General features: G+C 74.1%; 15 protein-coding genes and 1 tRNA gene. 9 read left to right on the plus strand and 7 right to left on the minus strand.

Annotated elements, in window-relative coordinates:
- Nucleotides 1–36: 36 nt before the first annotated feature.
- The 4 genes from ACFYVJ_RS18000 to ACFYVJ_RS18015 all read right to left on the minus strand — a co-directional run bounded on the left by ACFYVJ_RS18000 (nt 37) and on the right by ACFYVJ_RS18015 (nt 3,853).
- Entirely contained in the window at nt 37–1,350 is a 1,314-nt protein-coding gene (locus ACFYVJ_RS18000; protein ID WP_388892437.1) for a metal-dependent phosphohydrolase, read from the minus strand.
- Complete coding sequence (locus tag ACFYVJ_RS18005; RefSeq protein ID WP_388892648.1) at nt 1,347–2,726, minus strand: HD-GYP domain-containing protein; 1,380 nt, start codon at nt 2,724–2,726, stop codon at nt 1,347–1,349. Before ACFYVJ_RS18005 ends, ACFYVJ_RS18000 begins: the two co-directional genes overlap by 4 nt.
- 105 nt (nt 2,727–2,831) lie before the next feature.
- On the minus strand, nt 2,832–3,173 hold the full coding sequence (rsrA, locus tag ACFYVJ_RS18010) for a mycothiol system anti-sigma-R factor (RefSeq protein ID WP_388892439.1): 342 nt from the start codon (nt 3,171–3,173) through the stop codon (nt 2,832–2,834).
- The gene (locus ACFYVJ_RS18015) at nt 3,170–3,853 is read right to left on the minus strand and encodes a sigma-70 family RNA polymerase sigma factor (protein ID WP_125939245.1); all 684 of its coding nucleotides are present in this window, start codon (nt 3,851–3,853) and stop codon (nt 3,170–3,172) included. The genes rsrA and ACFYVJ_RS18015 overlap by 4 nt, the downstream gene beginning before the upstream one ends.
- Nucleotides 3,854–4,201: 348 nt before the next feature.
- Between ACFYVJ_RS18015 and ACFYVJ_RS18020 the strand changes: the two genes are divergently transcribed.
- Nucleotides 4,202–4,834 carry an alpha/beta family hydrolase gene (locus ACFYVJ_RS18020; RefSeq protein WP_388892441.1) on the plus strand — a complete coding sequence of 211 codons (633 nt, stop codon included), beginning with the start codon at nt 4,202–4,204 and terminating at the stop codon, nt 4,832–4,834.
- A gap of 55 nt (nt 4,835–4,889) precedes the next feature.
- Here ACFYVJ_RS18020 and ACFYVJ_RS18025 read toward each other — a convergent pair whose 3' ends face one another.
- Both ACFYVJ_RS18025 and ACFYVJ_RS18030 read right to left on the minus strand, forming a co-directional pair.
- On the minus strand, nt 4,890–5,084 hold the full coding sequence (locus ACFYVJ_RS18025) for a hypothetical protein (protein WP_388892443.1): 195 nt from the start codon (nt 5,082–5,084) through the stop codon (nt 4,890–4,892).
- Nucleotides 5,085–5,128: 44 nt separating this feature from the next.
- Nucleotides 5,129–5,950, minus strand: a complete 822-nt coding sequence (locus tag ACFYVJ_RS18030; RefSeq protein ID WP_388892445.1) for an SOS response-associated peptidase — start codon at nt 5,948–5,950, stop codon at nt 5,129–5,131.
- An 82-nt stretch (nt 5,951–6,032) separates the two neighbouring features.
- On the opposite strand from ACFYVJ_RS18030, the gene ACFYVJ_RS18035 reads away from it, so the two are divergent.
- The 4 genes from ACFYVJ_RS18035 to ACFYVJ_RS18050 all read left to right on the plus strand — a co-directional run bounded on the left by ACFYVJ_RS18035 (nt 6,033) and on the right by ACFYVJ_RS18050 (nt 9,718).
- The gene (locus ACFYVJ_RS18035) at nt 6,033–6,746 is read left to right on the plus strand and encodes a M50 family metallopeptidase (protein WP_388892447.1); all 714 of its coding nucleotides are present in this window, start codon (nt 6,033–6,035) and stop codon (nt 6,744–6,746) included.
- Nucleotides 6,747–6,866: 120 nt separating this feature from the next.
- Nucleotides 6,867–8,270, plus strand: a complete 1,404-nt coding sequence (aroA, locus tag ACFYVJ_RS18040; protein ID WP_388892449.1) for a 3-phosphoshikimate 1-carboxyvinyltransferase — start codon at nt 6,867–6,869, stop codon at nt 8,268–8,270.
- Nucleotides 8,271–8,277: 7 nt separating this feature from the next.
- Nucleotides 8,278–9,285 (plus strand): ribosome small subunit-dependent GTPase A, encoded by a 1,008-nt coding sequence (rsgA, locus tag ACFYVJ_RS18045; RefSeq protein WP_388892451.1) that lies wholly within the window; start codon nt 8,278–8,280, stop codon nt 9,283–9,285.
- Between the two features lie 109 nt (nt 9,286–9,394).
- Nucleotides 9,395–9,718, plus strand: coding sequence for a DMT family transporter (locus ACFYVJ_RS18050; RefSeq protein WP_388892453.1), 324 nt, complete (start codon nt 9,395–9,397; stop codon nt 9,716–9,718).
- Here ACFYVJ_RS18050 and ACFYVJ_RS18055 read toward each other — a convergent pair.
- Nucleotides 9,684–10,241 carry a TetR family transcriptional regulator gene (locus tag ACFYVJ_RS18055; RefSeq protein WP_388892651.1) on the minus strand — a complete coding sequence of 186 codons (558 nt, stop codon included), beginning with the start codon at nt 10,239–10,241 and terminating at the stop codon, nt 9,684–9,686. The two genes, ACFYVJ_RS18050 and ACFYVJ_RS18055, sit on opposite strands and share 35 nt — an antisense overlap.
- Nucleotides 10,242–10,454: 213 nt before the next feature.
- On the opposite strand from ACFYVJ_RS18055, the gene hisN reads away from it, so the two are divergent.
- The 4 genes from hisN to ACFYVJ_RS18075 all read left to right on the plus strand — a co-directional run bounded on the left by hisN (nt 10,455) and on the right by ACFYVJ_RS18075 (nt 12,612).
- On the plus strand, nt 10,455–11,249 hold the full coding sequence (hisN, locus tag ACFYVJ_RS18060; RefSeq protein ID WP_388892455.1) for a histidinol-phosphatase: 795 nt from the start codon (nt 10,455–10,457) through the stop codon (nt 11,247–11,249).
- Nucleotides 11,250–11,435: 186 nt separating this feature from the next.
- Nucleotides 11,436–11,846 carry a cyclic nucleotide-binding/CBS domain-containing protein gene (locus tag ACFYVJ_RS18065; RefSeq protein ID WP_388892457.1) on the plus strand — a complete coding sequence of 137 codons (411 nt, stop codon included), beginning with the start codon at nt 11,436–11,438 and terminating at the stop codon, nt 11,844–11,846.
- Between the two features lie 220 nt (nt 11,847–12,066).
- Nucleotides 12,067–12,489 carry a Fur family transcriptional regulator gene (locus ACFYVJ_RS18070; protein ID WP_047017943.1) on the plus strand — a complete coding sequence of 141 codons (423 nt, stop codon included), beginning with the start codon at nt 12,067–12,069 and terminating at the stop codon, nt 12,487–12,489.
- A 46-nt stretch (nt 12,490–12,535) separates the two neighbouring features.
- Nucleotides 12,536–12,612: transfer RNA gene (locus ACFYVJ_RS18075), tRNA-Met, on the plus strand.
- Nucleotides 12,613–12,726: the final 114 nt, after the last annotated feature.

A 12,726-nucleotide genomic window follows, 5' to 3' on the forward strand; every position in this document is an offset into this window, starting at 1 on the left:
CCAACCACGCGGTGCCGTACACCCGCTTCTTACCGGTCAGTTCGCGCACACGCCACTCGCCAGCACCTCCCGCAGCGCGTCCACCACCACCGGGTCGTACTCGTCCGCAGTGGCCAGCCGCAGCCGCTCCAGAGCCGCCAGCGGCCCGGCGGCGACCGCGCCCTCACCCTTCGCGTTCCCCGTCACCAGCACGTCGTATGCGGCCGCGACGCGGACGATACGGGCAGCGACCGGCTGGTCACGGTACGGCTCCGCCTGCCGCTCCACGACGACGGCGACCTCGGCGGCCACGCCGGTCTGGCGCACCACCGCGCCGCCGAGCAGGGCGATGCGCCGCCGGTCGGTGAGGCTCTCGGCGCCGGGCGGCAGGGTCCCGTCGCCGCCGGGGGGCACGGGGTCGGCCAGGGACAGCTTGCCGAGGTCGTGCATGAGCGCGGACTGCTCCAGCACGTCCAGCTCCCGCTCGGAGAGCCCCCGCACCCGGCCGATCGCCCGGCTCAGGGCAGCGACGCGGCGGGCGTGGCCCTGGCTGTGGTAGCCGGCCATCTCGGTCGCGCGGGCCAGGGAGGCGATGGTCTGGCGGTACGTGCGGCGTACCGCCGCGTAGCGGCGGAGCGAGACCTGGGTGAGCAGCAGCGGCAGGCTCAGCACGGGCAGCGCCCACGGCCCGGCCACCTGCGCGGCCAGGGCGATGACGACGCCGGTCGCGCACATCGCGGAGCCGACGCCCGGCAGGGCGCGCAGCTCGTCGCGGAGGAGGGGGCCGTACGGCCAGCCGGTGCGGGCGCGGGCGAGGCAGGCGGCGAGCACGGCGTCGCAGAGCGCGGTCAGGGCGAGCACGGCGAGCAGCGCCAGGACGTAGCCGGGGCCGGCGGCGAGGCCCGCGACCGGGCCGCCGTCGCCCTCGCCGGGGGCGCCGGCGCACAGGGGGCGGCAGCAGGCGGCGGCGAAGGCGGTGCCGAGGACCCGGCGGACCAGGTGCTCGGCGGTGGGGCCGCGGCCCCGGGCGACGTGCGGGACGGCGCCGACGACGGTGGCGGTGAAGGACACGGCGGCGATCTCCAGGACCGCGCCGCCCGCCGCGTCCGCGGGGATGCAGAGCAGCGCGTACCCGAGGGCGCCGGCGGTCGCCAAGGGCGCGGGGATGCGCGCGGGGGCGCCCGCACGGTGGTCGCCCGCCACCTCGCCGAGCACGATGAGGAGGCCGAAGGCGAGCGCGGCCTCGGGCTGGGCGAGCCCGTGCGCGAGCGTCCAGCAGAACCCGGCCGCGGTGGCCGCCCCGGCGGCCCCGACCGCCACGCGCACCTCGGGTGGAGTCCGGTGGCGGGCGCGGCGAACCGATTCGCTCACGGGGCGCCACCGCTGCGTACGACGTCCGCCGTACCGCCGGCCGCACCGTCCGCGCGCCGTTCCACGGCCCCGCCGCGCAGGGGCGCGGGGACCGTGGCCGGCTCGTCCGCGGTGACCTCGGCGTGCCAGCCGCGGCGCTCGATCGCACCGGCCAGCGCGCGCACCATCCGGGGGTCGAACTGCGCCCCCGCGCACCGCCGCAGCTCGGCCAGCGCCGCGGGCACCTCGCGCGCGCGGCGGTAGGAGCGGGTCGACGTCATGGCGTCGAAGGCGTCGGCGACCGCCACCACCCGGGCGTATTCCGGAATCCGCTCGCCGGTGAGCCCGTACGGGTAACCGCCGCCGTCCATCCGCTCGTGGTGGTGGAGGATCGCCGAGCGCACCTCCTCCAGGAAGCCGATGCCGCGGACGATCTCGTGCCCGTACTCCGGGTGCAGCTCGATGACCCGCCGCTCCTCCGGCGTCAGCGGCCCGTCCTTGCGCAGGATGCGGGTCGGCACGCCGAGCTTGCCCACGTCGTGCAGGATCCCGGCGAATCGCAGGACCTCCTGGCGCCGCTCGTCCATGCCCAGCTCGCGCGCGATGAGCACCGACGCGCGGCCGACCCGCTCGCTGTGCCCGCGGGTGTAGCGGTCCTTGATGTCGACGGCCTGCACCAGCGCGCGGATCGTCGCCTGGTGCGCCGCGCGTTCGCGGTTGGCCTGGGCGAACGCCCAGCAGGAGATGGCCATCGGCAGCAGGACGAGCAGCCCGCTGGCGGGTCCGTGCGGGCTGTGCCAGAGCATCGCCATCATCAGCCCGGCGAGCCCGTGCACGAGGTACGTGCCCGCCGCCGCGGGTGCGCCGGCGAGGGCGGCGCGCGGGGAGCGGCGCTCGGCGGCGGCCTGCATCAGGGCGGCCAGGCAGGTGAGTACGGCCCAGAAGGCCGCAACCGCGGCGAGCGCGGCGGGCAGCAGTTCGGGGAACCCGGCCTCGCCGATCCTGTGGTCCCCGGGCATGCGCCCGGCGGCGTACGCGGCCGCCCAGCCGGCGAGCGCGAGTTCCGCGGCCCGCCACAGCCGCCGCGGGCCGGCGGGCTGTTCGGCGATCCGGGCGGTCAGCGCACCCGGGAGGGGGACGAGGGCCGCCGCGGCGGGCGGCAGCAGAAACGCTCCTGCAAGGAGGACGGGAAAGAACGCGCCGATACCGTCGGGTACCCGTCCCGCCAGCGGCGGGACGCGCCAGAGGTGTTCACCGGCCGCGTAGACGGCGGCCAGCAGGGCCAGCGCCGCCCAGGGGGTCGCCGCCCCGGGCAGCAGCGCGGGAGCGGCGCACGCCGCGGTGGCGAGAAGTGCGCACAGCAGACAGCCGCGCCCGGCCGCAGAGACCTGCGCCACCTGCCCCATGGGCCCCACGCTCCTCGTCCCCGCTGTACTCCGTACGAGTTGGGGAGCATAGGGCGGCACCTACGGCCGAATGGGGCGCAGTTGCGTAAAAGAACACTACGAGGCGGGTGGATTCGCACCTTCGAGTGACGTGGGACGGCCCCCGTCCCCGGCGTCGAGCACCGGCTGCTCCGGTACCTCGTCACCGGACCTGATGGTGTCGATCCGGCCCATCACCTTCGCGCGCAGATCCGCCGGTACGTCATCCTGCCCGCAGCAGCGCTTGACGAGCTTCTTCACGGCCTGCTCCAGGCCGTACTTCTCCAGACAGGGGCTGCATTCGTCGAAGTGGACCTGGAACTTCGCGCAGTCGCCTTCGGGCATCTCCTTGTCGAGATACTCGTAGAGGTGGTCCAGGACCTCTGAGCAATCCGTCTCATGCGACTCTCCGCAGCTCACGATCCCGAACCCTTTCCCGTGTGCGACCCGGCCGACTCGGGGCCGGCACCCGCCGGCATCAGGCCGCGCTCCTGCGCGTAGTCCTCCAGGAGACCGCGCAACTGGCGGCGACCGCGGTGCAGCCGGGACATGACCGTACCGATCGGTGTCCCCATGATGTCCGCGATCTCCTTGTAGGCAAAGCCCTCGACGTCCGCCAGATAGACCGCGATCCGGAACTCCTCCGGGATCGCCTGGAGGGCCTCCTTCACGTCCGAGTCCGGCAGGTGGTCGAGCGCCTGGGCCTCGGCGGAGCGCAGGCCGGTCGACATGTGCGACTCGGCGCGCGCGAGCTGCCAGTCCTCGATCTCCTCGGCGGCACTGCGCTGCGGCTCACGCTGCTTCTTGCGGTACGAGTTGATGAACGTGTTGGTCAGGATCCGGTAGAGCCACGCCTTCAGGTTCGTGCCCTCGCGGAACTGGTGGAAGGACGCGTACGCCTTGGCATAGGTCTCCTGCACCAGGTCCTCCGCGTCGGCGGGATTGCGCGTCATGCGCAACGCGGCCGAGTACATCTGGTCGAGGAACTGGAGCGCGTCGCGCTCGAAGCGCGCGTTCCGCTCGGCGGACGTCTCCTCGGGCGTCTTCGGCTCCTCGGCCGCCCCGCCCTTCCCCGTGTCGGTCCCAGTGACGAGACCCACCTCCTCCAGCACCGTGGTAGAGCCTCCCGTGGCCCCGTACGGTTCGGAGGATAGACGACGTACGTGCACATCCGCCGCCCAGTACTTCTCCGCTGCCTCCGGCTGCGGACGCGACGGGCATGCGACCCCGGTCATGCGTTTCCCTTCGACGATCACGTGACGTACATCGGTGAGAACGCGCACCGCCGATGCCGCATTCCCCGGGCGGGCCGAACGAGGTACCGCCGGGTACGGGCCCGGGCCTGCCCGGACGGGTGGGAAGCGGCGCGGGCGGAGGCGTCCACGGATCCGCGGCGTCCCCTGTGCGGGAGCGCGGGAGGCGGGTGCCGCTCGCCTAGATTGTGGTGCGTGAAGCCCACCACCCAGACCGTCCCCACCCCGCCGGGTGACGCCCGCATCACCTGGCACCGGGCCGCCCGCCCGCGGCTGGTGCTCGCGCTGAGCCACGGCGCCGGCGGCGGCATCGAGGCCCGCGACCTGCGGGCGCTGGCCGGCGCGCTGCCCGCCGACGGGGTCACCGTCGCGCTCGTCGAGCAGCCGTGGCGGGTCGCGGGACGCAAGCTGGCGCCCGCGCCCAAGACCCTCGACGCCGGCTGGACGGCGCTGTGGCCCGCCCTGGAGAAGCCCGGCGTGCCGGTCGTCGCGGGCGGCCGGAGCGCGGGCGCCCGGGTCGCGTGCCGTACGGCCCTCGACCTCGGGGCCCGGGCGGTGCTCGCCCTGGCCTTCCCGCTGCACCCGCCCGGCAAGCCGGAGAAGTCCCGGCTGGCGGAGCTGCTGGACGCCGGGGTGCCGACCCGCGTGGTGCAGGGCGAGCGCGACCCGTTCGGCGGCCCCGCGGAGTTCCCCGCGGACGTCGACGTCGTCCCCGTGCCGTACGCGGACCACGGCTTCGCCGTGGCCAAGAGCGCGCCGCCCGACGACGCCGCGACCGCCGCCACGATCACCGCCGCCGCTGCGGACTGGCTCGCCGGCCTGCGCTGACGCGCGGCGTGCCCGTACCCGCGCGACCCACCGCCCCCGCGGAGCGCCGTGCCGATCAGTCGGCCTTGAGCTTCTTCCTCTTCGCGTGGGCACGGGCCATCAGGACGATGAGCACAAGGACGGCGGCGAGAACGCAGAGCACCACGAGCACCGTCGTGCCGCCGGCCTCGCCGCCGGAGCCACCGCCGCCGAAGCCGCGGCCCCGGCCGCGGCGCGCGAGTAAGCCGGGAACGTCCTGAAGGTAGGTCATGAGCGGGCAGCCTAGGCCGTGGGAGAACGGGGACGGACCCGGGCCTAGAACAGGGTCTCCTCCTCCGGCGCCGCTATCTCCTCCACCAGCTCCGCGCCGTTGTTGCGCACGTCGCTCACCTTCGTGGACACCGGGAACGCCCGCAGCATCCCCGGCGGGGGCGGGGCCAGCAGTTCACGCAGGGCCTCCGGGTCCTTGCTGGCCGGGTCGAGCCAGGCGTCCCAGCGGTCCGGGGGGAGCATCAGCGGCATCCGGGGATGGATCTCGGCGAGGGTGTGCGGCCCCGACTCCCCCGCGGAACCGCCGGCCAGCTCCGTGGTCTCCGCCTCCGTCGTGACCACCGTGCACGTCACCCACCACGCGCGCGGGTCGTCGTCCGGCAGCGTCTTGTCCCGCCAGAACTCGAAGAGCCCGGCCATCGCGAAGACCGAGCCATCGGCCGGGGTGACGAAATACGGCTGCTTGCGGGGCCGCTTCTTCTTGCCCTGCTCCTCCAACTGCCGCTCGCCCTTGAACGTCAGCCACTCGAAGTAGCCGTCGGCCGGCAGCAGGCAGCGCCGGGAGGCGAACGCGCGGCGGTAGGCCGGCTTCTCGTGCACGGTCTCGGCCCTGGCGTTGATCATCTTCACGCCCAGGTCCGGGTTCTTCGCCCAGGACGGCACGAGGCCCCAGCGCAGCGCCCGCAACTGCCGCACGGGCCGGGGGTCGTCCGAGTCCCGCTCGGGGCGCTCCAGCACCGCGTACACGTTCTTGGTGGGCGCCACGTTGTAGTCGGGCGCGAGCGTCTCCTCCGCGTCCCACTTCTCCACCTCGAAGAGGTTGACGAGGTCCTCGGGTTTCCTGCTCGCCGCGTACCGTCCGCACATGGGTGACAAGACTGCCACGCCCCTCTGACAGCCCGCACACCATGCCTTGGCTACCCTGCTCGTCCGAGCACCGGGAGGGCACATGGAAGGAACCAGCCTCGGCGAGCTGTGGGACCGCGTCGTCGGCACGCAGCCCGACCCCTCGGAGTGGCTGGTCGTGGTGACGGGCCTGGTGGCGCTCTCGGCCGTGCTGCCCTGGGGCATATGGCGGGTGACGCGCAACGCCGTCACGATCGCGCACGAGGGCGGCCACGGCCTCGTCGCCGTGCTGACCGGCCGCCGCCTGGAGGGCATACGCCTGCACTCCGACACCTCGGGCCTGACCGTCAGCCGCGGCAAGCCCTCCGGCCTCGGCATGGTCCTCACCGCCGCCTCCGGCTACACCGCCCCGCCACTGCTCGGCCTCGCCGGCGCCTGGCTGCTGGCCGACGGGCGCATCACGGCGGCGCTGTGGGGCGCCATCGCCCTGCTCGCGGCGATGCTGCTGATGATCCGGAACGCGTACGGGGTGGTGACCGTCGTCCTGACCGGGGCGGCGTTCTTCCTCGTCTCCTGGCTGACCGAGCCGGAGGTGCAGGCGGCGTTCGCGTACGGCGCGGTGTGGTTCCTGCTGCTCGGCGGGGTGCGGCCGGTCTTCGAGCTGCAGCGCAAGCGGCGCCGCGGCGAGGCACCGCAGTCCGACGCCGACCAGTTGGGGCGGCTGACGCACACCCCCGCCGGGCTGTGGGTGTTCCTGTTCTACGTCGTCGCGCTCTGCGCCCTCGCCGGCGGCGCCCGCTGGCTGCTCGACCTCTGAGCCGCCCGGCGCGCCCGCTCCCGCCCGCGACCCCGGCGCCGCCGTCCACAACCCGCCGGTTGTCCACAGGCGGCGGGCGAACCCTGCGGGGGGCGGCCCGGCCCGCATAGGGTGAGTGCCATGACCGCCTCGCAGAACAGCCCCTGGCCCGCGCCTCCCGCCTCGGGCACGGTGACCGCGGCCGTCACCGTGCCCGGATCGAAGTCGGTCACGAACCGCGCGCTGGTGCTCGCCGCGCTCGCCGCCGGTCCCGGCCGGCTGCGCCGGCCGCTGCGCTCGCGCGACAGCGCCCTGATGGCGGGCGCCCTCCGGGCCCTCGGCGTCGGCATCGAGGAGGGCGCGGGACCGGACGGCACCGAGGAGTGGCGCGTCACCCCCGGCGGCGGCCTGCGGGGCGATGCCGCGGTGGACGTGGGCAACGCGGGCACGGTCATGCGCTTCCTGCCGCCCGTCGCCGCCCTGGCCGAAGGGCCGGTCCGCTTCGACGGCGACCCCCGCAGCCACGAGCGCCCGCTGCACGGCGTGATCGACGCGCTGCGCGCCCTCGGCGCCCGGATCGACGACACCGCGCAGGGCAGCCCCGGCGCCCTGCCCCTGACGGTGCACGGGGAGGGGGCGCTGCGGGGCGGCCCGGTCGAGGTCGACGCCTCCTCGTCCTCCCAGTTCGTCAGCGCGCTGCTGCTGTCCGCGCCGCGCTTCGACAAGGGCGTGGAGCTGCGGCACACCGGCGACCGGCTGCCCTCCCTGCCGCACATCCGGATGACCGTGGAGATGCTGCGGGCCGCCGGCGCCGAGGTGGACGCGCCGGAGGACGGCGGCGAGCCGCACGTGTGGCGGGTGGCGCCGGGCGACCTGCGCGGCCGGGAGCTGACGGTCGAGCCGGACCTGTCGAACGCCCAGCCGTTCCTGGCCGCCGCGCTCCTCACCGGCGGCCGGGTGACCATCCGCGACTGGCCCCGGCAGACCACGCAGCCCGGGGACGCGCTGCGCGAGATCTTCACGGAGATGGGCGGCTCCTGCGAGCTGGTGGCCACCCCGGCCGGCACGGACCTGGTCTTCACCGGCGCCACCTCGGCGGGCGGCGTCCGCGGTATCGACATCGACCTCTCCGAGGTCGGCGAGCTGACGCCCGGCATCGCCGCGGTGGCGGCGCTGGCGAATTCGCCGTCCCGGCTGCGCGGCGTCGGCCATCTGCGGCTGCACGAGACGGACCGGCTCGCCGCCCTCACCCGGGAGATCAACGGGCTGGGGGGCGATGTCACCGAGACCGCGGACGGCCTGGAGATCCGCCCCCGCGCGCTGCACGGCGGCGTCTTCCACACGTACGACGACCACCGGATGGCCACCGCGGGCGCGGTCCTGGGCCTGCTGGTGAAGGGGGTGCAGGTGGAGAACGTGGCGACGACCGCCAAGACCCTGCCCGACTTCCCCCGGATGTGGGCCGGCCTCCTCGCCGGGACGGACACCGGCTCCGGAGCCGGGCCCGCGGCAGGCGCGCCCGCCGCCCAGGACCCGAGAGACTGACCCCGCGATGCGGCGCTACGGCAAGAACCCCGACGAGGACGACGTCCGCGTACGCCCGGACCGCCGGGGCAGCCGCCCCCGCAGCCGCAACCGCCCCAAGCACGAGGACGCCGCCGAGGGCTTCGTCCTCACCATCGACCGCGGCCGCATCACCTGCCTCGTCCAGGAGCGCACGGTCACCGCCATGAAGGCCCGCGAGCTGGGCCGCAAGGGCATCGTCGTCGGCGACCGGGTCGCCGTCGTCGGGGACGTCTCCGGGGACCCCGGGACGCTGGCGCGCATCGTCCGCGTCGAGGAACGCACGTCGGTGCTGCGGCGTACGGCGGACGACGACGATCCGTACGAGCGCGTGGTCGTCGCCAACGCCGACCAGTTGGCCATCGTCACCGCCCTCGCCGACCCGCCGCCGCGGCCGCGGCTGGTGGACCGCTGCCTGGTCGCGGCGTACGACGGCGGGCTCGACCCGCTGCTCGTGCTGACGAAGTCGGACCTGGCGCCCGCGGACGAGCTGCTGGAGTCGTACGCGCCGCTGGGCGTACGGGCCGTCGCCTGCAACCGCGACGAGCTGGCCACCGGCGAGGGCGCCGCCCACGTGCTGGACCTGCTCACCGACCGCGTCACCGCCTTCGTCGGCCACAGCGGCGTCGGCAAGACCACCCTGGTCAACGCGCTCGTGCCGGAGCGCCAGCGGGCCACCGGCGAGGTGAACGTCGTCACCGGCCGCGGCCGGCACACCACCACGTCCGCGCTCGCCCTGCCGCTGCCCGACGACAAGGGCTGGGTCATCGACACACCGGGCGTGCGGTCGTTCGGCCTGGCGCACGTCGACCCGTCGCGCGTCATCCACGCCTTCCCCGACCTGGAGCCCGGGACGGCGGACTGCCCGCGCAACTGCAGCCACGACGAGCCGGACTGCGCGCTGGACGCCTGGGTCGCCGGGGGCCACGCCGACCCCGCGCGGCTGGCCTCGCTGCGCCGTCTGCTCGCCACCCGCGAGCGCCGGGAAGGAGACTGACCGCGGCCGGGCCCGCGAGCCGCCGAAGCGTTCCGGCAGGTCCATCGCCCCCGCGGACGCGCGTTGGGCATAATCGCAGGAGCGTCAACCGAACGGGAGGCACTACACGATGGCGTGGCTGCTGGTCGTCGTGGCCGGAATCCTCGAAACCGGCTTCGCCGTCTGCCTCAAGCTCTCCCACGGCTTCACCAGGCTGTGGCCGACGGTCGCCTTCGCCGCGTTCGCGCTCGGCAGCTTCGGCCTGCTGACGCTGTCGCTGAAGAAGCTCGACGTCGGCCCGGCGTACGCGGTGTGGACGGGCATCGGTGCCGCGGGGACCGCGATCTACGGCATGATCTTCCTCGGCGACCTGGTCTCCACCCTGAAGCTCATCTCCATCTCGCTGGTGATCGTCGGCGTCATCGGCCTGCAACTGTCCGGCTCGGCCCACTGAGCGCCAGCAGCCCGCGGACCGTACGCTCCACGTCCTCGCCCCGGGCCGCGGGCGCGACCACGTAGGACAGCGTCAGCCGGGTCACCGCCTCGCAGACCCGGCGGCGTTCGCCCGGCGCCCCCGGCAACTGCTCCTCCAGCGCCCGCAGTACCCGGTCGCGCACCTCGTCGACCAGTTCCGCAGGCGTCTCCACCGACGGGTCCCTGCGCCGTACGCCCGGCGTCCCGCCCCTGGCGGGCACGCGCCGCGCCGGGGCGGGCAGTTGCTCGCCCCAGCAGCCGGTGAGCGCGGCGCGCACCAGCGGGTTTCCGCGCGCGGCGCGCAGGGTCCAGGCGACCAGGGCGAGCAGCCGGCCACCCGCGTCGGCGCCGGATCTGCGGGCGGCGGCCAGCGTCCGTTCCACGCCTGCGAGATAGCCGTCGATCTCACGTCTGACGAGGGCCTGGGCGAGGCCCTCCTTGCTGCCGAACTCGTTGTAGAGGGTCTGGCGGGACACCCCGGCCGCGGCGGCGACGTCGACCATCCGCACCGCCGCCCAGGGCCGGCTCCTGAGCGCCGCGAAGGCGGCGTCGAGAAGTCCTTCTCGCGCTGTGGGCATCCTGGCCTCCAGAGGGCGACCGTGCGCTCAGAATTGACGCACCGCCAGGTGCTGTCAAGGGTCCGTACGAGGGCCCCGGGACCCGCCACGCGCGCGGACGAAGGTTGGCGGTGCACCTTTGGGGTTACTGTTCGTTGCATGGCCGGTTTTCATGATGATCTGCGTCTCGCCCACGTCCTGGCGGACGCCGCCGACGCCACCACGATGGAGCGGTTCAAGGCCCTCGACCTCAAGGTCGAGACGAAGCCGGACCTGACCCCCGTGTCGGAGGCGGACAGATCGGCGGAGGAGCTGATCCGCTCCTCGCTCCGCCGCGCCCGGCCACGCGATGCCGTGATGGGCGAGGAGTACGGCACCGAGGGCACGGGCCCGCGGCGCTGGATCATCGACCCCATCGACGGCACGAAGAACTACGTGCGCGGCGTCCCCGTCTGGGCGACGCTCATCGCGCTGATGGCCCCGGGCCCCGAGGGCAACCAGCCGGTCCTCGGCGTGGTGTCGGCGCCGGCCCTCGGCCGCCGGTGGTGGGCGGTGCAGGGCGGGGGCGCGTACACCGGCCGCAGCCTGGCGAAGGCGAGCCCGCTGCGGGTGTCGGGCGTCCAGCGCATCGAGGACGCCTCGTTCGCGTACTCCTCGCTGCACGGCTGGGACGAGCGCGGCCGGCTCGACGGCTTCCTGCACCTGACCCGCGACTGCTGGCGCAGCCGGGGGTACGGGGACTTCTGGCCGTACATGATGGTCGCCGAGGGGACCGTGGACATCTGCGCGGAGCCGGAGCTGTCGCTGTGGGACATGGCGGCGTGCGCGGCGATCGTGGCGGAGGCGGGCGGCTCGTTCACCGGACTCGACGGCGAGCCGGGACCGCACAGCGGCAACGCCGCGGCGTCCAACGGGCTGCTCCACCAGGAGCTGCTGAAGTACCTCGGCCCGTAGCCGTACGCCGGGACCGCCGGCCAAACCCGCGCCCGGAGGCGCGGGGGCGGGCAGCCGGGCATCTCCCGCCCCTTGTTGCACTCTCCTGAGCGTGCCAGTCTGGCAATGACAGACCTTGTGAATTTGTGAAATCCTTCACAGGTGACGCAAGGCCCCGTTCGTACGCCTAGGAGGTGGCTCCACCCCATGCTCGTCCGCGACGCCATGAGCACGGTGGTCCTCACCATCGGCCCCGCACACACACTCCGCCAGGCCGCCCGGCTGATGTCGGCGCGGCGCGTCGGCGCGGCGATCGTCCTCGACCCCGACACCAGCGGGCTCGGCATCCTGACCGAGCGCGACATCCTCAACTCCGTCGGCTCCGGCGAGGACCCGGATACCGAGAAAGCCGACGACCACACGACCACGGACGTCGTCTTCGCCGCACCCGGCTGGACCCTCGACGACGCCGCCGACGCCATGACCCGCGGCAGCTTCCGCCATCTGATCGTCCTCGACGACGCGGAGCCGGTGGGCGTCGTGTCCGTACGCGACATCATCCGCTGCTGGACCCTCGCGCGGCAGGTGCCGGAGCGCCGCGAGACAGCCCTCGCGTAGCGCACCCGGATGCGTCAGAGGGGCCGGGAGCCCGACCGGCATCCCGACCCCTCTGTCCGTGCACGGCAACCGGCCGCGACCGCGCAGGGCCTGGAGCGCGGTCACGCAGCCGATCGCCGCAGTCTGCCGGCGAGCCTACATTAGACGTAGTCCAAGTCAAGATCCCAATGAAGTTCGTATGGGTTCTGGCCATAGAGCGGTGCGCTGCTACCCTGAATGCATGAGCGACCTCCTGGAGCGACTGCGCGGCCGTGGCTTCCGGCTCACCGCGCAGCGGCGAGTCGTGGCCGAGGTCCTGGACGGCGACCACGTGCACTACACGGCCGACGAAGTACTCGCGCGTGCCACCGCGCGGCTCCCCGAGATCTCCCGGGCGACCGTCTACAACACGCTGGGCGAGCTGGTCGCCCTCGGCGAAGTGCTCGAAGTCAGCACGGACGGCCGCGCCAAGCGGTACGACCCGAACGCCCACAGTGCGCACCAGCACCTGGTCTGCAGCCGCTGCGGCTCGATCCGCGACGTGCGCCCGGAGGGCGACCTGCTGTCGACGCTGCCCGAGGCCGAGCGTTTCGGCTTCCGGGTCTCCGGCGCGGAGGTCACGTACCGCGGCGTCTGCCCGGACTGCGCGGAGCGCAGCGCTTAGTGATTTGCACTGGCCGATCGGCCAGGGGTAGTGTTGGTTTCACCGACGCGGGGTGGAGCAGCTCGGTAGCTCGCTGGGCTCATAACCCAGAGGTCGCAGGTTCAAATCCTGTCCCCGCTACCACTGACGGAGGCCCGGACCACTTGGTCCGGGCCTCCGTCGTTGTCTGTGCACCGGCGAATACCACGCGGAAGCGGCCGGCGGCTGTGTGCCGCCGGCCGCTTCCTGCCGTACGAG

Source organism: Streptomyces sp. NPDC004134 (assembly GCF_042874195.1).
In the GTDB taxonomy this organism is placed as follows: domain Bacteria; phylum Actinomycetota; class Actinomycetes; order Streptomycetales; family Streptomycetaceae; genus Streptomyces.